Annotated in this window: 21 protein-coding genes; 11 read left to right on the top strand and 10 right to left on the bottom strand. The window is 68.6% G+C overall.

The features are described 5' to 3' along the window. Positions 1 to 60 precede the first annotated feature (60 nt). The 5 genes from ABL840_RS36345 to ABL840_RS36325 all read left to right on the top strand — a co-directional run bounded on the left by ABL840_RS36345 (position 61) and on the right by ABL840_RS36325 (position 3,664). The gene (locus ABL840_RS36345; RefSeq protein ID WP_143043018.1) at positions 61 to 435 is read left to right on the top strand and encodes a hypothetical protein; all 375 of its coding nucleotides are present in this window, start codon (positions 61 to 63) and stop codon (positions 433 to 435) included. Between the two features lie 94 nt (positions 436 to 529). Beyond that, the gene (locus tag ABL840_RS36340) at positions 530 to 1,372 is read left to right on the top strand and encodes a hypothetical protein (RefSeq protein WP_093307316.1); all 843 of its coding nucleotides are present in this window, start codon (positions 530 to 532) and stop codon (positions 1,370 to 1,372) included. Next, on the top strand, positions 1,369 to 2,058 hold the full coding sequence (locus ABL840_RS36335) for a hypothetical protein (protein WP_093307315.1): 690 nt from the start codon (positions 1,369 to 1,371) through the stop codon (positions 2,056 to 2,058). The genes ABL840_RS36340 and ABL840_RS36335 overlap by 4 nt, the downstream gene beginning before the upstream one ends. Next, the gene (locus ABL840_RS36330; protein ID WP_418116121.1) at positions 2,055 to 2,657 is read left to right on the top strand and encodes a hypothetical protein; all 603 of its coding nucleotides are present in this window, start codon (positions 2,055 to 2,057) and stop codon (positions 2,655 to 2,657) included. The genes ABL840_RS36335 and ABL840_RS36330 overlap by 4 nt, the downstream gene beginning before the upstream one ends. Continuing rightward, complete coding sequence (locus ABL840_RS36325; protein WP_093208372.1) at positions 2,654 to 3,664, top strand: nucleotidyl transferase AbiEii/AbiGii toxin family protein; 1,011 nt, start codon at positions 2,654 to 2,656, stop codon at positions 3,662 to 3,664. Before ABL840_RS36330 ends, ABL840_RS36325 begins: the two co-directional genes overlap by 4 nt. On the opposite strand, the gene ABL840_RS36320 is transcribed toward ABL840_RS36325, so the two are convergent. After that, complete coding sequence (locus ABL840_RS36320) at positions 3,654 to 4,544, bottom strand: LysR family transcriptional regulator (protein WP_093208375.1); 891 nt, start codon at positions 4,542 to 4,544, stop codon at positions 3,654 to 3,656. The genes ABL840_RS36325 and ABL840_RS36320 overlap by 11 nt on opposite strands. A gap of 115 nt (positions 4,545 to 4,659) precedes the next feature. Here ABL840_RS36320 and ABL840_RS36315 point away from each other — a divergent pair, with 115 nt between their 5' ends. Continuing rightward, positions 4,660 to 5,316, top strand: coding sequence for a glutathione S-transferase family protein (locus ABL840_RS36315; protein ID WP_093307314.1), 657 nt, complete (start codon positions 4,660 to 4,662; stop codon positions 5,314 to 5,316). Further along, positions 5,313 to 6,305 (top strand): pyridoxamine 5'-phosphate oxidase family protein, encoded by a 993-nt coding sequence (locus ABL840_RS36310; protein WP_093307313.1) that lies wholly within the window; start codon positions 5,313 to 5,315, stop codon positions 6,303 to 6,305. The genes ABL840_RS36315 and ABL840_RS36310 overlap by 4 nt, the downstream gene beginning before the upstream one ends. Here the strand turns inward: ABL840_RS36310 and ABL840_RS36305 are convergent. Beyond that, on the bottom strand, positions 6,263 to 7,414 hold the full coding sequence (locus ABL840_RS36305) for a cytochrome P450 (protein ID WP_093307363.1): 1,152 nt from the start codon (positions 7,412 to 7,414) through the stop codon (positions 6,263 to 6,265). The two genes, ABL840_RS36310 and ABL840_RS36305, sit on opposite strands and share 43 nt — an antisense overlap. A 110-nt stretch (positions 7,415 to 7,524) precedes the next feature. Here ABL840_RS36305 and ABL840_RS36300 point away from each other — a divergent pair, with 110 nt between their 5' ends. Beyond that, positions 7,525 to 8,229 (top strand): ArsR/SmtB family transcription factor, encoded by a 705-nt coding sequence (locus tag ABL840_RS36300; protein ID WP_093307312.1) that lies wholly within the window; start codon positions 7,525 to 7,527, stop codon positions 8,227 to 8,229. A gap of 16 nt (positions 8,230 to 8,245) precedes the next feature. Here ABL840_RS36300 and ABL840_RS36295 read toward each other — a convergent pair whose 3' ends face one another. The 8 genes from ABL840_RS36295 to ABL840_RS36260 all read right to left on the bottom strand — a co-directional run bounded on the left by ABL840_RS36295 (position 8,246) and on the right by ABL840_RS36260 (position 16,391). Further along, the gene (locus tag ABL840_RS36295; protein WP_371287221.1) at positions 8,246 to 9,241 is read right to left on the bottom strand and encodes a Bug family tripartite tricarboxylate transporter substrate binding protein; all 996 of its coding nucleotides are present in this window, start codon (positions 9,239 to 9,241) and stop codon (positions 8,246 to 8,248) included. 139 nt (positions 9,242 to 9,380) lie between these two features. Further along, the gene (locus tag ABL840_RS36290) at positions 9,381 to 10,394 is read right to left on the bottom strand and encodes a Bug family tripartite tricarboxylate transporter substrate binding protein (RefSeq protein ID WP_176947644.1); all 1,014 of its coding nucleotides are present in this window, start codon (positions 10,392 to 10,394) and stop codon (positions 9,381 to 9,383) included. A 141-nt stretch (positions 10,395 to 10,535) separates the two neighbouring features. Further along, on the bottom strand, positions 10,536 to 12,053 hold the full coding sequence (locus ABL840_RS36285; RefSeq protein ID WP_093208535.1) for an AMP nucleosidase: 1,518 nt from the start codon (positions 12,051 to 12,053) through the stop codon (positions 10,536 to 10,538). A gap of 50 nt (positions 12,054 to 12,103) precedes the next feature. Then, entirely contained in the window at positions 12,104 to 12,655 is a 552-nt protein-coding gene (locus ABL840_RS36280) for a TIGR00725 family protein (RefSeq protein WP_093307311.1), read from the bottom strand. Continuing rightward, positions 12,603 to 13,427 carry an ABC transporter permease gene (locus tag ABL840_RS36275; RefSeq protein WP_093307310.1) on the bottom strand — a complete coding sequence of 275 codons (825 nt, stop codon included), beginning with the start codon at positions 13,425 to 13,427 and terminating at the stop codon, positions 12,603 to 12,605. Before ABL840_RS36275 ends, ABL840_RS36280 begins: the two co-directional genes overlap by 53 nt. 22 nt (positions 13,428 to 13,449) lie before the next feature. Beyond that, the gene (locus tag ABL840_RS36270; protein ID WP_093307309.1) at positions 13,450 to 14,529 is read right to left on the bottom strand and encodes an extracellular solute-binding protein; all 1,080 of its coding nucleotides are present in this window, start codon (positions 14,527 to 14,529) and stop codon (positions 13,450 to 13,452) included. 46 nt (positions 14,530 to 14,575) lie between these two features. Further along, positions 14,576 to 15,604 (bottom strand): ABC transporter ATP-binding protein, encoded by a 1,029-nt coding sequence (locus tag ABL840_RS36265; RefSeq protein WP_093307308.1) that lies wholly within the window; start codon positions 15,602 to 15,604, stop codon positions 14,576 to 14,578. A 19-nt stretch (positions 15,605 to 15,623) separates the two neighbouring features. Continuing rightward, positions 15,624 to 16,391, bottom strand: coding sequence for an ABC transporter permease (locus ABL840_RS36260; protein ID WP_093208398.1), 768 nt, complete (start codon positions 16,389 to 16,391; stop codon positions 15,624 to 15,626). A 185-nt stretch (positions 16,392 to 16,576) separates the two neighbouring features. Between ABL840_RS36260 and ABL840_RS36255 the strand changes: the two genes are divergently transcribed. From ABL840_RS36255 to ABL840_RS36245, 3 genes are all read left to right on the top strand, one after another. Continuing rightward, on the top strand, positions 16,577 to 17,491 hold the full coding sequence (locus tag ABL840_RS36255; RefSeq protein ID WP_093307307.1) for a LysR substrate-binding domain-containing protein: 915 nt from the start codon (positions 16,577 to 16,579) through the stop codon (positions 17,489 to 17,491). A gap of 79 nt (positions 17,492 to 17,570) precedes the next feature. Then, positions 17,571 to 18,485: a ketopantoate reductase family protein gene (locus ABL840_RS36250; RefSeq protein ID WP_093307306.1), complete on the top strand. Its 915-nt coding sequence runs from the start codon at positions 17,571 to 17,573 to the stop codon at positions 18,483 to 18,485. A gap of 105 nt (positions 18,486 to 18,590) precedes the next feature. Then, positions 18,591 to 20,504 carry a DUF3857 domain-containing transglutaminase family protein gene (locus ABL840_RS36245; protein WP_093307305.1) on the top strand — a complete coding sequence of 638 codons (1,914 nt, stop codon included), beginning with the start codon at positions 18,591 to 18,593 and terminating at the stop codon, positions 20,502 to 20,504. Positions 20,505 to 20,508: the final 4 nt, after the last annotated feature.

Below are 20,508 nucleotides of genomic sequence, written 5' to 3'. Positions count from 1 at the left end.
CCATTCTGACGCAGCCGCGCGGCGGGCGTCCCATCGCTTCAATCGATGGACAATTCGCCGATGTCCAGAGCAACTTCATGGTGGTGCGTGGCCTGCCTGGCCGTCGCCGCGGTGCAGCAGGCCGTGGCGGCGACGGCGGCGCCGGCCGATCCGAAACAGTGCGAGCAGCTCCATGCCGTCGCGAATGCGAGCCCTGGCTTCGTTCCACGCTACGGCGCGGTCGTGGTCGGCACCGGCCGGGCGCGCCTGTACACGGCACCTGACGCCGCCTGCGACAGCGGCAGGTTCCTGATTCCCAAGGACCGCGTCACCGTCTACACCCCCTACAAGGAGTGGGTTCAGGTGCTGTTCATCCATCCGAAGACGGGCGAGGACACTATGGGCTGGATGCTCGACAGCCGCCTGAAGACGACAGGCACCATGGGCCCTCGATAACCCGGGGCGGATCGCGTGTCCGGCGGCTGCAAAATCGCCGCACCGATCGATTGATCGATCAATGGATGGCATTGCACCGGGGGGAGGCCCAAAGATGCTGCGTTTCTGGCTCGCGCTGACGGCCTTGCTGCTGCTCGGTGCCTGCGCGCCTTTTCACAGGCCCCTGGCTGCCGCGGACCGCAACAAGGTCCAGGAGGTCGACTTGCGTGTCGTCGTCGCGCAGGAGAGCTTCATGTTTTCCGCCCAGCCCCCGGGCGTGAGCGCGGCCACCGGCGGCGGGCTGATCGGCGCGCTCATCGATTCGTCGGTGCAGCAGTCGCGCCAGAAGGAAATGAGCGCCGAGGTGCAGGCCATCGTCGGCCCGCTGCTCGACTACGACTACCGCACCGAGGCGGGCCGGGTGCTCGAGGCGCAGCTGACGGAGCCGAGTTCGTTTCCGCTGAAGATCCGCTCCTCGGAGCTGCTTCCCGCCATGCCGGTCAAGGCCGAGCACGAGGCCCGCATCGCCGCCACGAAGAACGGCCCCGCGTACATGGTGCTGTTGCTGCAGTACGCGCTGGAACCCGGGCTGGGCGCATTCACCACGCGCACATCGGCTCTTCTCTGGCAGGACGGCAAAAGCGAGCCCTCCTATCGCGCCGCCGTCATCTTCCAGACGCCGGTGGGCGGCGTCGCGCGTGGCACCGTCATCCGCCGCCTCACGGCCGACGACGGGCAGGTGCTGCGCGGCGTGATGCGCGATTCGATGGCCCAGACCTTGCATGCGGTGGCGCTCGATGTCGCGGGCGTCCGTTCCGGTGCGGTGAAGACCGCACGCTTCAACGTCAACGGCTCCTGGGTGACGCTGGCCGGCCCGAGCTTCGACGAGCGGCCGGGACGCGTGCTGTTCCGCGACCAGGACGGTGCCCTTTACTCGGTCAGGAGCGCAGCCCCATGACGCCACGCCACGTATCGCGGGCCGCGGCCGCCCTCGGTGCCTTTTCCGCGCTTCTCGGCGCGCCCGGCCTGTCGCATGCGCTGACGGAGACCGAGCCGCTTCCCATGGTGTACGAGCCGGCGCCGGAACCTGCGGAGCGGCCCAACAGCACGCCGGTCGCGCAGCTGCGCGTGGCGAGCGGTTGCACGCTGTACCTGCCGAAGATCGACGACGTGCGCCTCCACAAGGCCAGCGTCGGCAACCTGACCGTCATGATGCCCACGCTGCACGCCACGCCCCTCGCGGTGCAATCCATCCAGGGCGGCAGCGACGCCGGCGCCTGGACGCGCGGCGCGCTGCAGTCGGCGAGCCGCTACGGCCTGCGGGTCGTGACCGCCGCGCTGCCCGCATCGGGCAATGCGCGGCAGGTGACGGCCGACGTGGCTCTGCGCCTGGCGCATTCGTGGTCGGCCGGCCTGAACCTGGTCTCGCACGTCGTGCTGCAGGCCACCTACCGCATGCCCGGCACCGAAGCCGTCGTGCGCCAGTACCACGGCATGGGCACGCGCACCAACTGGGCCAATGGCAACGGCGAATTCATGTCGGTGCTGAACCTCGGCATGGAAGAGGCGGTGCGCGGCATGGTCAGCGACGCGGCCGCGCTGTGCGACGGCAAGCCCCTGCCCTCGAGGGTGGCCGCGCCATGAAGACGATTCCGCGGCTACGCAAAGGCCGGCTCGAACTCCACCTGACCTGCGGTGCGATGGAGGCGGCACGGATTCCTTCCTTCGTCGAGGTGTGCGAGCAGGTGGGGCTCAAGCCGCTGCTGATCGACCTCGCCCACGGCGAGCAGAAGCAGCAGCCCATGGCCACCACCTGGTTGCGCGGCGACCTGGCCGAGGCGAAGGCCGAAGCGGTGGCGCTCGCGCAGTGGCTGGCTCGCGCGGGCATGGCCGTGCTGCGCGTGAAGGTGGAGGCCCCCATCCAGGGCCACGAATGCCTGAGCCGGCCCGACGAGTACTTCGAATGGCACGGCAAGCTGCGGGTGCACGACGCCTCCGCGTTGCAGCACCTGTGCGAGACGCACGGGGCGCGCCTGTCGCGCAACAGCCTGAAGGGCGAGACGGACGCGCGCTTCGTCACGCTGCGCAGCCGCGAAGCGCTGGACGGCTTCAAGGCCCGCGTCGCGGCATTGGCCGACCAGCTGGAGCGCCAGGGCTGGCCGCTGCTGAAGCAGGAAACGGAGATCTGCCTGCTCGACAGCCGGGAGTCGCTCGACGCAGGGTGGCTGGAAGCCTCTGCATGACCCTGCTGGCAACGCTGGCGGGCATCGAGAACGAAGCCCGGCGCACCGGGGCGTCGGTCGAGCAGGTGAGGGAACTCGTCCTGCTCGAAGGTTTCATGCGCCGTGCCGCATGGGTCGGCGGCCCCTTCATGCTCAAGGGCAGCCTCATCACGCGCCAGTACCTGAGCGGGCCGGAGCAGGACAACGAACGCCTGTCGCGCGACATCGACTGGGTGTGCACCGAGCCCTTCGACCGCGAGCGCAGCGCCCGGCAGCTGAATACATGGGCGCAGTCCGTGACCACGGTGTGCCTCGACGACGGCCTGCATTTCCGTCCGTTCACCGAGAACGCGTTCTGGCGAATGATCGACTACGCGATGGACGACGACTTTCCCACCGTCAGCACCGACATCGACGGCTGCGTGCTCGACGGCGATTCGCAGACCCCGCTGCACCGCTTCAGGCTGGACGTGAGCTTCAACCTGAAGCTCGACCCTCCGCCCGTGCCGCTGCACTACCGGCCCTGCCTCGGCGAGGCGTTCCATCTGCCGAGTACCTGCGCGCTCGACCTGCAGATCGCGTGGAAGCTGCACCAGTGCCTGGTGCGGCCGCGCTTCAAGGACCTGCTCGACCTGATGTGGCTGGTGCCGCACAACCCTGTCGATGCCGACGCGGTGGGCCGCGCACTGCGCGCCGAGTGTGCTCAGGACAAGGCCGACATGGGGCGGCTGCGCTACCTGTTGAACGGCGACATGCCGCGGCACCCCGAGTTTCCCGGCCAGCGTGCCGTGAAGACGACGGCACAGGCCTGGGAGTACTGGCGCCACGGACGCATGGCCAACAAGATGGGGCAATGGCAGGTCGCGGTCCACATCGGCGAGCCGGCCAGCGTCTGCGTGTCGCGAGTCGATGCCCTGCCCGGGCAGCTCGAGGAATTTCTCGCGCAGCTGCACGAGGCCTTGCACGGCCTGGTTACGGCGCTGTTGCCCAAGGCATCGCCGCGACGAGACGTCTTCCTCAAAGCCTGAGCCCGCAGAACTCCGCCTTCATCCATTCGATGAACGCCCGCGTGCGCGCCGGCAGCAGCCGTGCGTTCGGATAGATCACGCTCACCGGCCGGGGCGGCGGCTCGAAGTCTTCGAGAACCAGCTTCAGCCTTCCCTGCGCCACGTGCGGCATGACCTGGTACGAGAAGAAAGTGCCGAAGCCCATGCCTGCCGCGCACGACTCGATGGCGGGCGCGAGGTGGTTGAACTCCAGCCGGTTGTCGGGCATCACGCTGATCGCCTTCCCGGCCTCGTAGAACTGCCATTGCGCGGGCGCGTCCACCCGTCCGCGCACGCAGGGCGCGCCGTTCAGCTCGCGCGGATGCGTCGGCGTGCCGTGCCGTTCCAGGAAATCGGGGCTCGCGACCAGCACCCGGCGGATGGTGCCCATGGTCTGCGCCACGAGCGAGGAGTCTTCCAGCGGGCTGATGCGGATGCCCACGTCGATGCCCTCGTCGAGCAGGTTCACCGTGCGGTCGTACAGCCGCACGCTGCAGCGCACCTTCTCGTAGCGCTTCATGAAGCGCACGATGGCCGGCGCCACGTACATGTGGCCGAAGAGCACTGGCGCGGTGATGGTGAGCTGGCCCGCCGGCTCGCGCGCCTCGGCCTTCAGCGCGAGGTCGGCGGCGTCGGCCGCGAGCAGCACCTCGCGCGCGCTCGGCAGGTAGCTGCGGCCTTCCTCGGTGAGCGAGAGGCGGCGCGTGGTGCGGTGGAAGAGGCGCACGCCAAGGTGGGCCTCCAGCGCGGCGAGGGCGCGCACCACCGCCGGCAGCGAGGTGCCGAGCGCCTCGGCGGCGCGGGTCAGGCTGCCCTGGTCGGCAATCTGCACGAAGGTCTGCATGGCCTTGAAGCGATCCATGGGGCGATTAAACCGGAAAACGCAGCAGTCAAATACAGGAATGGCTATTCATTCATCTGGTGCAAGAGAGAAGAATCGCATTCATGCCTCGGACCCCCGAGAAAAGGAATTGCCCATGACCGCCACCCGCCCCGCCCAGCCCATCAAGCTCTACGGCTCCGCCATCTCGGGCCACGTGCATCGCGTGCGCCTGTTCCTCACGATGCTCGGGCTGCCCTTCGAGGCAGTCGAGATCGACATGCGCAAGCGCGAGAACCGCACGCCGGAGTTCCTGGCGCGCAATCCCTTCGGCCAGGTGCCGGTGATCGAGGACGGCGAGGTCACGCTGGCCGACTCCAACGCCATCCTGGTCTACCTCAACGAACGCTATGCGCCCGACCCCTCGCGCTGGATGCCGCGCGATGCCGTCGGCGCGGCGCGCGTGCAGCGCTGGTTCTCGGTGGCCGCCGGTCCGCTGGCCTACGGCCCGGCGGCCGCGCGGATCATCGCGCTGTTCGGCCATTCGTCCGATCCGACGGAGATCGTCAAGCGTTCGCACGCGCTGCTGTCGGTGATGGAAATGCACCTGGAGCAGCAGCCCTTTCTCGCCGGCCCGTCGGCCACGCTGGCCGACATCGCGAACTATGCGTACGTGGCGCGCGCGCCCGAGGGCAGCGTGTCGCTCGACGGCTATCCGAAGGTGCGCGAATGGCTCGGGCGCGTGGAAGCCCTGCCGGGCTTCGTGCCGATGGTGCGCACGCCGGTAAACCCTGCGGTGGGAGCAGGCTCATGATCGCCGCCCCCTTCCATGCGGGCGAGCGCGCGCTGCAGGCCCTGGCGGGCTCGCGCGAGCAGATGGAGGTCGCCGGGCCGCGCGTGATCCGCGACTACATGCCAGACCAGCATCGCGATTTCTTCGAGCTGCTGCCGTTCATCGTGGCGGGCAGCATCGACGGGAACCTGCAGCCCTGGGCCAGCGTGCTCGCCGCGCCCGTCGGGTTCGTGCACTCGCCCGATCCCACGCACCTGCGCATCGATGCATTGCCGGCGGCGGGCGATCCGCTCGTCGGCCAGCTGAAGCAGGGTGCCACGCTGGGCCTGCTCGGCATCCAGCCGCACACGCGGCGGCGCAATCGCATGAACGGCACGGTGGAGTCGCTCGACGATGCGGGCTTCATGGTCGCGGTGCAGCAGAGCTTCGGCAATTGCCCGCGCTACATCCAGGCGCGCGAGCCGGTGTTCGTGCCGCCGCGCGCCGACGCGACGCCGCAGGCGCAGTGGCTCGACAGGCTCGACCTCGCTGCGCACCGCCTCATCGGCAGCGCCGACACGCTGTTCATCGCCACCGCCTATCCCGACGAGGCAGCGACCGGCGACGCGGCCGACGCGAGCTCGCACGGCGTCGACGTGTCGCATCGCGGCGGCCGTCCGGGCTTCGTGCGCATCGACGGCGACGACGTGCTCACGCTGCCGGACTTCAACGGCAACCGCTTCTTCAACACGCTGGGCAACCTGGCGGCGCATCCGCGCGCGGGGCTGCTGTTCGTCGACTTCGACAGTGGCGACCTGCTGCACGTGGCGGTCACTGCCGAGATCGTGTGGGACGGCCCCGAGGTGGCCGCGTTCGAAGGCGCGGAGCGGCTGGTGCGCTTCCATGTCGAGCACGCCCTGCGCCGTCCGGCGGCGCTGCCTCTGCGCTGGGGCGACGCGCAGCTGTCGCCGCACCTCGCGGGCACCGGTCAGTGGAACACCGGGATGCGCCCGTTGACCGACGGCCGATAGCTCCAGCCGCGCAGCCGCTGCGCATCGAGATCGTGCGCGTGGTGTGACAGCAGCAGCGCGCGCAGGCTGGCCGCCGCCAGCGTGCATGCCAGCGCCTGTCCGGGACAGGCATGCATGCCGTGGCCGAAGCCGAGCATGCGGCGCCGGGCTCGCACCGGCATGAAGCGGTCGGGCTCCGGGTTGAAGGCCGGGTCGCGGTTGGCCGATGCCAGCAGCACCAGCACCGCGTCGCCCGCGGCCAAGTCGGTGCCGGCGATGGTGACTGCCTCGGCCGCGAAGCGCCGCGTGTTGTGCACCGCCGGATCGTGCCGCGCGGTTTCCTCGACGATGGCCTGCAGGCCATCGCGCGTGCGGGTCGAGGGCAGCAGCGAAGGCTCGCGCATCAGTGCGATCAGGCTGTTGCCGACCAGCCCCGCCGTGGCGTCGCAGGTCTGCGAAAGCAGGCCGGCGAGGTTCGCGAGCAGCGAGCGCGAAAGCGGCGCGTCGCCCGCGCTCTCGGCCAGTACCGCTGCCAGCAGCGTGCCATGCCTGGGCGGCGTGCCGGCTGCCATGATCTCGAAGCGGGTCATCAGCTCCGAGGCGGCGGTGCTGGCGCGCTGCAGCTGATCGGACGTGGACAGCGGCGACAGGCAGGCCACGAAGTCGCGCATCCACCTGTCCACCTGCGGCAGCGCATCGTCGGTAAAGCCGAGCAGGTGCGCGACGGACTGCACGGGCATCGAGAACAGCGTGTCGGACAGCGCCTGCTCGCGTGGCACGCGCTGCGCCACCTGCAGGGCGGCCGCATGCACCGCGTCCAGGTCGAGCCCGGCGAGCGCGCGCTGCAGCGCGGGCCGGTGCGCCTGGTGCGCCGCGCCGTCGTTCATGCGCACGAGGTGGCCGAACACCTCGCCGGCAGGGCTGCCTGCAATGGCGCGCGGCACCGGCTCGGCGGCAGGCCGCACGCGCAGCGCGCCGTGGGCCTGCAGCACCTGCTCGATCACGTCGGCACGGCTCGCGACCCACAGGCGCAGTTTCTCGTTCCACGCGAGCGGCGGTCCGTCGCGAAGGGTTGCGTAGTACGGATACGGGTCGGCATGGGTGGCGGCCGCGACCGGATCTGCGGGCATGTCGAAGAGCGTGGGGCTTGGGTTCATGGGCGCCAGTGTGCGATCGAGCCGGCCGCCACACTTCGCTCGCGAACGAAGTGTGGTGTGCGTCGCCGTCTTAGGATGGGCGCATGGACGACACCCTTTCCTCCTCCGCCGACTTTCAACTGGCCCGCCTCGCCGGCGCCATCGCCGAACCGGCGCGCGCCCGCATGCTGAGCTGCCTGATGGACGGCCATGCGCGTACCGCCACCGAGCTCGCCACCGTCGCGGAGGTGGCTGCGTCCACCGCCAGCGCGCATCTCGCGCGCCTCAAGGAGGAGCGGCTGGTCGACGTGCTGGTGCAGGGCAAGCACCGCTACTTCCGCCTCGCCAACGACGACGTCGCCTCCGCGCTCGAGAGCCTGATGGTGGTGGCCGGCACGCCCCGTACGCCGCCCGCGCCCGAGTTCAAGCCCAACACGCCCAGCCGCCTGCGCAGCGCCCGCACCTGCTACGACCACATGGCGGGCACGGCCGGCGTCGCGCTGCACGACCGGCTGCACGCCCAAGGCTGGCTCAGCGGCCTGCAGAGCGGCTCGTACGAGCTCACGCCCGAAGGCGCGATCGCGCTGGAGAGCCTGGGCGTGGAGATCGACGCCGTGCGCCGCTCGCGCCGCCGCTTCGCCTGCGCCTGCCTCGACTGGAGCGAGCGCCGCCCGCACCTGGGCGGCGCGCTGGGCGCGGCGTGGCTGCAGCTGTCGCTGAAGCGCGGATGGGTGCGGCAGGAACTCGACGGACGCGCGCTCACGCTGACGCCGAAGGCGCAGCGGGAGATGCCGGAGCTCTTCGCCTGAACGAGCAGGACGACGGTCAGGCTTTGAGCTTGAGCAGGTAGATCAAGGGGCCGGCCATCGCCGTATCGAGATCGAGGAAGCTCTCGAAGTCCTTGCCCGCCATCCAGTACGGGTCCCAGTTGTTGCGCTTGATGGTCTTCTGCCAGACCTCGGCCATGGTGGCGCGGCGCACCGCCTCGAGCAGCACGGCGCGGCGCTCGGCCGTGACCTTCTTGCCGGTGAGCACGCCGCGCCAGTTGGCGAGGTCGGCGTCCACGCCCTGTTCGCGCACCGACGGAATGCCCAGGAACGGGCGCTTGGCCGACACGCCGATGGCGCGCAGCTTGCCGCTGGCCAGGTGGTCGCTGAATTCGCTGTAGCCCGAGATGCCGGCGGCGGCCTTGCCCGATTCGAGCGCCTCGACCACCTGCGCGCCGCCCGGATGCGGCTGGTAGACCAGCGCGCCGGCATTGCCGGCCACGCGCGCCAGCATGCCGGCGTACATGTGGTCCACGCCACCGGCCGAGCCGCCCGCGATGACGGTCTTCGCGGCATCGGCGCGAAGCTGCGCGATCAGGTCCTTCGGCGTCTTGATGGGGGAGTCGGCCTTCACGGCCACCACTTCGTAGTCGCTGGTGAGGCGTGCCACCGGAGCGACCTGCGCGAGGGTGACGGCGGGCTTCTGCAGCGCGACCGCGCCGACCATGACCATGCCGCTCATCAGCAGCGTGTCGGCATCGGCGTCGTACTTCTCGACGTACTTCGCCAGGCCGATGGTGCCGCCCTTGCCGCCGAGGTTCTCGTACACCACGTCGCCCACCGCGCCGGAGGCGACCATGGCGGCGCCGAGGGCGCGGCCTGTCTGGTCCCAGCCGCCGCCTTCATTGGCGGGAATGAAGATGCGCAGCTTCGGAATCAGCTGCGGCTCGGCCGCCCGGGACACCGCGGGCCAGAGCGAGGCGGGCACGGCGCCCACCGCCGCGGCCGATGCAACCAGGGTGGCAAAACCGCGACGAGAGAGGTCGGTTGGCATGGAATGCGTCATTTTGTTTCAATCTCCCCGTAAAAGTAACGAGATGATGGACGAAAACCATGTCAGACATTAGTGTCAATTCATCGGGGAAAACCCGAATAAATGACCAGGCGGCCCGGTCCTGCCGGGCCTTCGGCGCTCAGGCCTTCAGCTTCAGCAGGTAGATCAGCGGGCCGGCCATCGCGGTGTCTGTCTCGAGGAAGTTCTCGAACTCCTTGCCCTCGAGCCAGAACGGGTCCCAGTTGTTCTGCTTGACGGATTTCTGCCAGAGGTCGGTGGCGGTGGCGCGCCGCACCACCGTCAGCAGCGCCGCCTTGCGGTAGGGCGGCACCTTGCGGCCGGTGAGAACGCCGCGCCAGTTGGCGAGGTCGGCCTCCACGCCCTGTTCGCGCACCGAGGCGATGCCCTGGAACGGCCGCTTCGACGAGACGCCGATGGCCCGCAGCTTGCCGTTGGCCAGGCTCTCCGCGAATTCGCTGTAGCCGGAGATGCCCGCGGCGGCCTTGCCGCTTTCCAGCGCCTCGACCACTTCCGCGCCGCCGGGATGCGCCTGGTAGACCAGCGACTGCGAGGCCTCGGCCACGCGCGCCAGCATGCCGGCGTACATGTGATCCACGCCGCCGGCAGAGCCGCCCGCGATGACGGTGTTGGCCGCGTCGGAACGCAGCTGCGCGATCAGGTCTTTCGGCGTCTTGAGGGGAGAGTCGGCCTTCACCGCGATCACCTCGTAGTCGCTGGTGAGGCGGGCGATGGGCGCCATGTTGGCCATGGTGACCGTGGGCTTCTGCAGTGCCACCGCGCCGACCATGACCATGCCGCTCATCAGCAGCGTGTCGGGGTCGGCGTCGTATTTCTCGACGTACCGCGCGAGGCCGACCGTGCCGCCCTTGCCGCCGACGTTCTCGTACACCACGTTGCCGACCGCGCCCGATGCCAGCATCGCGGCGCCGAGCGCGCGGCCCGTCTGGTCCCAGCCTCCGCCCTCGTTGGCGGGAATCACGATGCGCAGCCTGTTGCTCAGCGGCGCATCGGCCGCGTGGGCCGCGCGCGGCCACAGGGCGGCCTGCCCCCCGCCGACTGCTGCGGCCGAGGCCGCGATCCATGCAGAAAAACTGCGACGGGAGATGGAGGAAACGGAGCGCGACTGGGTCATCTTCTTTCCGGTTGTCGTGGGATAGACCGGATGATGTCCGCGAAACACGCCATTCCCGCGCGGCCGCGGGCAGGACAAACCCTGAGGCCCGTGCCCTCGCCGGCCCCTGCTGGAGCCCTTCTTCTTAGGGGAATGCCATTACTACTGGAACGCCACTTCGGCGAAGCTGCGCAGCTTGCGGCTGTGCAGTCGCGACGAGCCTTCCTCGCGCAGGATGTCGATGGCCCGCATGCCGATGCGCAGGTGCTGCTCCACGCGCTCGCGGTAGAAGTGGTTGGCCATGCCGGGCAGCTTGATCTCGCCGTGCAGCGGCTTGTCGCTCACGCACAGCAGGGTGCCGTAGGGCACGCGGAAGCGGAAGCCGTTGGCCGCGATGGTCGCGCTTTCCATGTCCAGCGCCACCGCGCGGCTCTGGCTGAAGCGGCGCTGCGGCTGGTTGCCCGGCAGCAGCTCCCAGTTGCGGTTGTCAGTGCTGGCCACGGTGCCGGTGCGCATGATCTTCTTCAGGTCGGGGCCCTCGTAGCGCGTGACGTCGGCCACGGCTTTTTCCAGCGCGAGCTGGATCTCCGACAGCGCCGGGATCGGCACCCACAGCGGCAGCTCTTCGTCGAGCACGTGGTCCTCGCGCACGTAGGCGTGGGCCAGCACGTAGTCGCCGAGCTGCTGGGTGTTGCGCAGGCCGGCGCAGTGGCCCAGCATCATCCACGCATGCGGGCGCAGCACCGCGATGTGGTCGGTGATGGTCTTGGCGTTGGCCGGGCCGACGCCGATGTTGACCATGGTGGTGCCGCTGCAGTCCTCGCGCACCAGGTGGTAGGCCGGCATCTGCGGCAGCCGCGGCGGCGCGGTGCCCTGGCTGCCGTCGAGCAGGTGGCCGTAGGTGGCGCTCGAGCCCGCTGGCAGCCCGCGCCGGCGCGTGACCACGTTGCCGGGCTCGATGAAGGCGACGTACTCGCTGTTCTCGTCGGCCATGGCCTCATGGCCGAGGCGCACGAACTCGTCGATGTAGAACTGGTAGTTGGTGAAGAGCACGAAGTTCTGGAACCAGTCGGGCGCCGTGCCCGAGTAGTGGCGCAGGCGGTGCAGCGAGTAGTCCACGCGCGCGGCCGTGAAGAGCGACAGCGGCTGCGCCTCGCCGTCGCGCGCCTCGAAGGTGCCGTTGGCGATGCCGTCGTCCATCACGCCCAGGTCGGGCAGGTCGAACACGTCGCGCATCAGCGCGCGGCGCTCGGTGCTCATGGTGCCTTCGATGTGGTCGTTCTCGGCGAAGGAGAAGTGGATCGGGATCGGCTGCGTGCTGGTGCCCACCTCGAGCTCGACCTGGTGGTTCTCGAGCAGCAGGCGGAACTGGTCGAGGTAGTAGCGCGCGAACAGGTCGGGGCGCGTCAGCGTGGTCTCGTAGCGGCCGGGGCCGGCCACGAAGCCGTAGCTCAGGCCGGCGTTGGCCGGCGGCGTGTGGCGCGAGACGGTGTGGGTGTGCACCCGTACGAAGGGGTAGCAGGCCCGCACCCGCCCCGGCAGTTCCTCGCCGGCGACGAAGCGCAGCATCGATTCGCGCAGGTGCGTGAGGCCGGCCTGGTAGATGGCCTTGACCTGTTCGAGTGCGGCGGCGGCATCGGTGAAGCGGGCGGGAGCGACGAAAGTTGGCATGTAGGGCATGCCGGCATTGTGCAATGCGGCCGTGGCAGCCGCTCTGTTGCCAGGCTCGGCTAGGCCAGGAGGCAGGCCAGCACCTTCGCCAGCATGTCGTTCACGTCCGTGGCCTGCACCGCGCCGGGCAGCGCCACGTCGCCGTGCATCACGAACACCGGCTTGCCCCACTTGAGCCCCAGCGCCATTTCCGACAGCGTGCCCATGTTGCCGCCGATGGCGACCAGGCACACGCCGCTGCGCGCGACGATGCCGTTGCGCATCTCGCCCATGCCGGTCGGGATGGCCACGCTGAGCCATTCGTTGGCGTTGCGGTCGTCGTCCTCGGGCAGGATGCCCACGGCAATGCCGCCAGCCTCCACGGCCCCGCGCGAGGCCGCGGCCATCACGCCGCCGCGCCCGCCGCAGACCACCGACATGCCCGCGCCGGCCAGCGCATGCGCCACCGCGTGCGCGGCCTCGCATTCGGCCGGGCCGCCGTCGCCGGGGCCGATGATGGCCACCGGCTGCCGGTGGCGCTGCGGCCCCCGCTGCTTCTGCGCGAGGCGCGCGAGCGCCTCAGTGACCTGCGCCGGCAGCGCCACCGCGCTCGCGCCTTCGCGTAAAGACATCGCCCACTCCCATCACGATCACACACACAACCATCAGCACCAGCGACAGGGCCGCCGCCACCGCGAAATCGGAACCGCCGTCGCCCACCTGCGCCAGCAGCATCAGCGGCAGGATGTTGAGCTGCGTACCCACCAGCGCCAGCGCCGTGCCGTAGGTGCCCATCGCAATGGCAGCCACCATGCAGGCATTCGACAGCACGGAGGGCAGCACCTCGGGCACCACCGTGTCCCAGAAGGCGCGCGAGCGCGAGGCACCCAGCGTGCGCGCTGCCTGCGCCGGGCGCAGGTCGAGGTTCGCGAACACCGGGTAGAGCGACAGCGCCACGCGCGGAATCAGGTAGTAGGCATACGCAAAACCCAGGCCCGACACGCTGTAGATCCAGCTGCCGATGACGGCCGGGTCGGCGCCCAGGCCCGCAAGCAGCTGCGTCACGAAGCCCGCGCGTCCGAAGGCCAGGATGAAGCCGTAGGCGATCACCAGACCCGAGAAAGCCAGCGGCAGGCCCAGCAGGGTCATCAGCCATTGGCGCCGGCCTTCGGGCTGGCGCGCGAGCTCGATCGCGATGCAGGTGCCCACCAGCGCCGACATCACGCCCGCCGCCAGCCCGAGCGCGAGCGTGTTGCGCAGCGCCCCGAAGAACAGCGGGTTGCCGAACAGCCGGCCGAAGGCGCTGCCGCCCTCGCCGAAGGCCTCGGGCAGCAGCGCCGCCAGCGGCACCGCGAAGAACAGCGCCATGAAGGCCCATGCGGGCCAGGCGCCAAAGCGTCGCATCACGTTCCTTCGGGCTTTCTTGTTACTTGCCCAGCGCCGCCTGCGCCCAGAGCTTGTCGACCTCGGCCTTGCGCTCCGAGGCCTTCACCACGTCGAGCGGCTTGATCTGCGGCGCGGCCGGCATCTTGGCGGCCACGTCGGCTGCCAGCGGCGTGCCCGGCACGGCGGGGCGCACGAAGCCCTGGGCGAAGAGCGACTGGCCGGCCTCGCTCATGATGAAGTTGAGCCAAAGCTTGCCGGCGTTCGGGTTCGGGCCGTTCTTCACGAGGCTGATGGCGTAGGGCGCGGCCACGCTGGCTTCCTTCGGGATCACGACTTCCACCGCGTCGCCCATGCCGTCGACGTGCTTGGCCTTCAGGCCGTCGTTCTCGTAGCTGATCCACACCGGGATCTCGCCCTTCAGGAACTTGGCATAGGGCGTGGTGCCTTCCACGCGCAGCACGTTGCCGGCCGCATGCAGCTTGCCAAGGTAGTCGGTGCCGGGCTGCACGTTGTCGACGCTGCCGCCGTTGGCATACGCCGCCGCGAAGGTCAGAACCTGGCCGATGCCGGTGGAGCGCGGGTCGAGGTACACCACCGTGTTCTTGAACTCGGGCTTGAGCAGGTCGGCCCAGCCGGTGGGTACGTTCTTCACCAGCTTCTTGTTGACCAGGAAGGCGATGTTGAGCGTGTGGATGGTGAACCAGCGGCCCTCGGCTTCGCGGAACACCGCGGGCAGCTTGTCGAAGTTGACGGGCTTGAAGGGGGCGACCACGTCCTTCTTGGCGGCGTCGACGGCCGATGCGGCGAAGTAGTAGGCGGTGTCGGCCTGCGGGCGGCGCTTGGTTTTTTCCAGCGCGACCACGGTGGCGGCGGAGCCGATGTCGTTGTAGGTCAGCTCGATCTCGGGGTAGCGCTTCTTGAAGTCGCGGAACAGCGACTTCCAGTTGGCCCACTCGGGGCCGGTGTCGAAGGAGACGCACAGGCCTTCCTTCTGCGCCTCGGCGTACAGCGCCTTCTCGCCCGCGTAGAGCTCGGGGCCGTCGAAGGCGAATGCGGTGCGTGCCGCGAGGGTGGCCAGCGGCAGTGCGCCGGCGGCCTGGATCAGATGTCTGCGTTGCATGGTGGCTCCTTGGAGAAAGGTTTCAGTGGTCGATTCAGTTGTCGCTTCAGTCGTCGAGCAGGCGCAGGTGCTCGGGCGCGATGGCGATCGCTTCGGTGGCCGGCTTCGCCGATTCGGCGAGAAATGGCTTGCCGGCGCCCTGCACCTCGAAGTCGTAGCGCGTGAGCGCGCCCAGGTAGCGCTGCGCGCCGGTGCGGCCCGCGAGGCGGTTCACGGCGTCGGTCGCCGGGTCGGGTCGGATGTGTTCGGGCCGCACCAGCACGTGCACCGCGGTGCCGAAGGCGCGCTGCCCGGTGTCGGCGAAGAGTTCTGCGAAGCCCATGTCCAGCCGGCCCGGCGCGGCCACCTTCGCGGGCAGGATCGTCGAGAGCCCGACGAACTCCGCCACCGCGCGGCTCGCGGGGTTCTCGTAGATGTCGCGCGGCGTGGCGATCTGCAGCAGCCGGCCGTCCTTGAGCATGGCGACGCGGTCGGCCATGGCCAGCGCCTCTTCCTGGTCGTGCGTGACCAGCAGCGTGGTGGCGTTGAAGCGCTGCTGGATGGCGCGGATCTGGTCACGCAGGTGGCCGCGCACGCTGGCGTCGAGGGCCGACAGCGGCTCGTCGAGCAGCAGGGCGCGCGGGTCGATGGCCAGCGCCCGGGCCAGCGCCACGCGCTGCTGCTGCCCGCCCGAAAGCTGCGCCACGGCGCGCTGCGAGAACTCGCCCAGCCCCACGATGTCGAGCAGCTCCTGTGCGCGCTGGCGCCGCCCGGCGGTCGCTACCTTGCGCAGCTTGAGGCCGTAGGCCACGTTGTCGAGCACGCTCAGGTGCGGAAAGAGCGCGTAGCTCTGGAACACCATGCCGATGTGGCGCTGGTGCACCGGCGTGCGCGACATGTCTTCGCCGTCGAGCGCGATGCGGCCGGTGTGGCCCGTCTCCAGGCCCGACACCAGCTTCAGCAGCGTCGACTTGCCCGAGCCGCTGGGCCCGATCACCGCGACCAGTTCGCCGGTGCGCACGTCGAGCGACACCTCGTGCAGGCCGTGCGTGCTGCCGGGGTAGTTGTAGCTGACCTTGTCGAGGAGGAGGCTCATGGCGTATCGGTTGTGCCGCTTATGCGCGTTGCTTCACGAGGGAAGAGGAAAGAAGCGCCGACGCGCTCGCCAGCACCAGCAGGATCACCGTGGCCGCGCAGGCGAAGCCCGTCGCACCGTAGAAGGCCTGCAGAAGCACCACCGGGTAGGTGCGGTTCTGGAAGCTCGTGAGCAGGTTCGACACGCCGAACTCGCCCACCGAGATGGCCGCCACCATCACCAGCCCGCTGATCAGGCTCTGGCGCAGGCTGGGCAGCACGATGCCGGTGAACTGCTGCCAGCCCGAGGCGCCGAGCGTGGCGGCGGCCTGCTCGAGCCGCCCGAGGTCGAGGTGGCGCAGGTCGGTGAGCAGCGTGTTGGTGAGGTAGGGCAGCGTGAGGATCGCGTGCGCCGCGATCAGCAGCGGCATCGAGCCCAGCCAGGGCGCGAGGTCGGTGTTGAACACGATCATGTAGCCGAAGGCCAGCGTGATCGCGGGCACCGCCACCGGCGTGGCGCTCACGATGCGCGCCGCCAGGCTGCCGCCGCGTCGCGCGCCGTGATAGAGCGCATAGGCCAGCGGCAGCGCCAGCACCGTGTTGATGGCGCAGGCCGCCAGCGCCACCACGAGGCTGCTCACGAAGGCCTTGCGGAAGGAGGTGTCGAGCCAGAGGTCGAGGTACCACTGGCCGGTGACGCCCGTGGGCAGCAGCGTGTTGGTCCAGTTGCCGCCCACGCTGCCGACCAGCAGCAGCGCGATGGGCAGCAGCAGGTACAGGCCGTAGATGAGCGAGATGACGCGAACCAAGCTTGCCTCCGTATGTCATTGGCGCCCGGCATACTTTCCGGATGCGCTACTGTTCGCGCCGGACATGCCGCCGCGTTGCCTCGAATTCTAGGAACCGCGTGCGTACTTATGGGTGAAAGTTGGATGACGACACTTGAGCAATCGGAAAGCGTTTTTCATGCGGCTTTCATGAAGCGGAGCCATGCATGAAGCGCGACTGCCCGACCATCCAGGAGCTGCTGGCCTTCGATGCCGTGGCGCGCCACCAGAGCATCACGCTCGCGGCCGGGGCGTTGTGCATCACCGTGAGCGCGGTCAGCAAGCAGATCGCGGGGCTCGAGGCCTTCCTGGGCCGCGAGCTGCTGCAGAAGAACGGACGCGGCGTGCAGCTCACGCCGCAGGGCCGCGTGTACTGGCAGAAGATCTCCGGCGGCCTGCGCGCCATCGAGACCGCGACCTTCGAGGCGCGATCGGGCGACGCCGGCGCCGGCCTGCTCACGCTGGCGAGCGTGCCCACCTTCCTCACCAAGTGGCTGATTCCGCGCCTGCCCGCCTTCAGCCAGAAGAGCCGCCACGTGATGCTGAGCTTCAGCCGCCACCTGGAGCCCAGCGACGGCATCCCGGCCGGCGTGGACGCCGCCATCCGCTACGGGCCCGACGGCTGGCCCGGCGTGGTGTCCGAATACATCGCGGGGCGCGAGTTCGTGCTGATCGTCGCGCGCTCGCTGGTGGAAGGGCGGCACCGCATCGCGCAGCCCGCCGACATCGTCGGCCACACGCTGCTGCACCACGAGGGCGCGCCCACCGCGTGGCGCCTGTGGGCCGTGCAGCACGGCGTGCCCGAGGTGCAGATCGTGGCCGGGCCTCGCTTCGCCCAGTATTCGGCGCTGATCCAGGCGGCGCTCAACGGCCTGGGCATCGGCCTTGTGCCCAAGCTGCTGGTGCAGGAAGAACTCGCCGAAGGCGCGCTGCTGAGCCCCTGCGGCACACCGGTCAGCGTGAACCAGGGACACTATCTCTGCTATCGGCCCGACCGCCTCGACCTGCCGGCCTTCGCGGCGTTCCGCGAATGGCTGCTGGACGAGGGGCTGAAGTCGCGAGGCGTGGAGACCGAGGCATGAAGCGAGGCATGAAGCGAGGCATGAAGCCGCCGTCCTGGTCAGGCTCTTCCTCCAAACGGACAAGCAAGGAAACGAATCGATGAAAGTCGCAGTGATGGGCGCCGGCGCGGTCGGCTGCTACTACGGGGCGATGCTGGCGCGCGCCGGGCACGAGGTGGTGCTGATCGGGCGCCCCTCGCATGTGGAAGCCGTCGATGCCAGGGGACTCCGGCTGGAGACCAAGGCCTTCGACGAGCACGTGCGCGTTGCCGCGAGCACCGAGGCTTCGGCCGTGCAGGGCGCCGACCTAGTGCTGTTCTGCGTGAAATCCACCGACACCGAATCGGCCGCCGGACAGATCAGGCCGCATCTCGCACCCGGCGCGCTGGTGCTCACGCTGCAGAACGGCGTGGACAACGACGAGCGCGTGCGCTCCGTGCTGCCACCGTCGAATGAAGTCGCCGCGGCCGTCGTCTACGTGGCGACCGAAATGGCCGGCCCCGGCCATGTGAAGCATCACGGTCGCGGCGAACTGGTGATCGCGCCCTCGGGCCGCAGCGAGGAAGTTGCGCGGCACCTCGAGGCCGCCGGCGTGCCCACGCAGATATCCGCCAACGTGCGCGGATCGCTGTGGGCCAAGCTGATCCTCAACTGCGCCTACAACGCGCTCTCCGCCGTCACGCAACTGCCCTACGGCGTGCTCGTGAAAGGCACCGGCGTGACCGACATGATCCGTGACGTGGTGGCCGAGTGCCTCGCGGTCGCGAAGGCAGAGGGCGTGGAAGTGGTGGGCGACACCGACGCCGCGGTGCGAGCCATCGCGCAGACCATGCCCTCTCAATACTCCTCGACCGCGCAGGACCTCGCGCGCGGCAAGCCCACCGAGATCGACCACCTCAACGGCCTCATCGTGCGGCGTGGCGAGGCGCTGGGAGTGCCGACCCCGGCGAATCGGGTGCTGTTCGTGATGGTGAAACTAATTGAAGGAAAGCAGAAACAAGGAGCCCACTCTTAGCCTTTGGCTGACGCGCGACTTCTCGTATCATTTTGAAACGCGCCTGAAGGGCGCCATGAACGGGATATATCGCCCAGTTTCACAAGAAAAGCTCTGGAGGAGTTCATGTTCGAATGGATGCAGCAGGCCAGCAAGTGGCCATGGGGAGCGTTTTGCCTGCTTGCCGCTTTGGCCGGCGCGACGGTGGCGCAGGCCGCCGAGCCTCAGCAGGCCCACGTTATTTCAAAGCAGTGGTATGCGGACTACGAGGTGGCGCCCGACGGTCGATCCACAACTACCTATACATCGGCGACCCAGATTGTTCATGCGAGTGCGCTGGAGGACATGAAGTCCTCGACTTTCTCGTACAGCACGAGCATCCAGAAGGGCGAGATTCTGGAGGCCTATACATTGAAGGCCGATGGACGGCGCATCGTGGCGCCTCCGACCAACTACCAGACCGAGGTCAACAACGGGCGCGACGGAGCGAAGCCACTCTTCTCCGACTACACGCGTCTCTCCGTGGTGTTTCCAGACGTGGCCGTGGGCGACACGGTCGGCGTGAAATACCGGATTGCCGACAAAGAGCCGATCTTTCCGGGCGCTTTCTCGGTCGTTCAAGCCTTCTCACCGTACAGCGTCTATGAGGATGCCCGGATCACGGTCCGTTTCTCCAAGTCACTCGACCTGAAGTTCGAAGGCCACAACCTGAAGGAGGAAGTTGCCGGCGAAGACGGAGGTCTCCAGGTGCGGACGTGGAGCTATCGCAATCCTTCGCCGCGGACATACGACGAAACCGACCAAGGGATATGGCGCCTGGAAGAATTCCCTGTGCTGATGGTGAGCACCTTCCCGAGTTACGAGTCGATCGCCAAGGCTTATGGCGATCGTGCATTGCCCAAAGCCGAGCCCAATGACCGGGTGACTGCGCTGGCGAAGTCCATCGTGGGCGATCAGGCGGATCCCCTCGTGCGAGCCCGCCTGCTTTACGAATGGGTGTCCCGCAACATCACCTACGGCGGCAATTGCATCGGCGTGGGCGCGGTCGTACCACGAGACACTGATACGGTGCTCGACAACAAGATGGGTGACTGCAAGGATCACGCGACGTTGCTGCAGGCGCTGTGGCGCGCGGCCGGCATCCGGGGTGAGCAAGTGCTGATCAATGCGGGTAACCAGCTCGATCTGCCGGCCACGCCTGTCGTGTCGATGGTCAACCACGTCATCAACTACTTGCCCGATTGGAAGATTTACCTGGACGCCACGGCCAAGGACATTCCCTTTGGCTACCTGCCGAGTGGCTCGCATGGCAAGCCCGTCCTTCATGTGGGCGCGACCACGGTGCTGGCGACGATTCCCCCCTTGCCCGCCGACCGGAAGCAGCAGCATGTGCGAACCAGACTGCGTATCGGCGCCGACGGCAGCGCGACAGGTGATATGCAGGTCAACCTAAAGGGAACACAAGCTGCGCAATGGCGCGCCTACATGGGTGATCTCAAGGCGACCGCGGTGCGCGACTTCGTACGGCGCATGCTGTCGGCCTCCGGCTTCAAAGGCAAGGGCGAACTCGATCGCGGCGATCTGTCCGACGAGAAGACCCTGGCGGACGAGTATTCGTTCGGCTTCACCTTCGAGATAGACAACTACCTGCAAGCCGGAACCTCCGGCGCCTTCCGGCTGAGCCCCGTTGCCAGCCTGCCACTGTCTGTTTCTCGTTTTGCATTCAAGGGAGATCAGGCTTCGGTCACGCGCCGCAACTACTGCACAGGATTCAAGACCGGAGAAAGCTACGACATCGAACTGGCTCCGGGCGTGAGCTTCGTCCAACTTCCGGAGTCGCTGACGAAGCGCGGCCGGTATCTCGAGTTTGCGAGCAGCTACAAGCGAACGAAGACCGGTGTGCGCGTTGTGCGCGAACTGTTCGACAAGACGCCGGAGGGCGTCTGCACTGCAGACTTCATGAACGGCTGGCAGGCTGAGGTCGAGCCGATTGCGCAGAACCTGAAGTCGCAGGTCTTCTACAAGCGCAAGTCGCGCTGAGCTT

Source organism: Variovorax sp. NFACC27 (assembly GCF_048301545.1).
GTDB lineage: Bacteria > Pseudomonadota > Gammaproteobacteria > Burkholderiales > Burkholderiaceae_C > Variovorax > Variovorax gossypii.
Note: the sequence above shows the minus strand (reverse complement) of the source record. Positions and strands in the feature narration are given on the sequence as shown.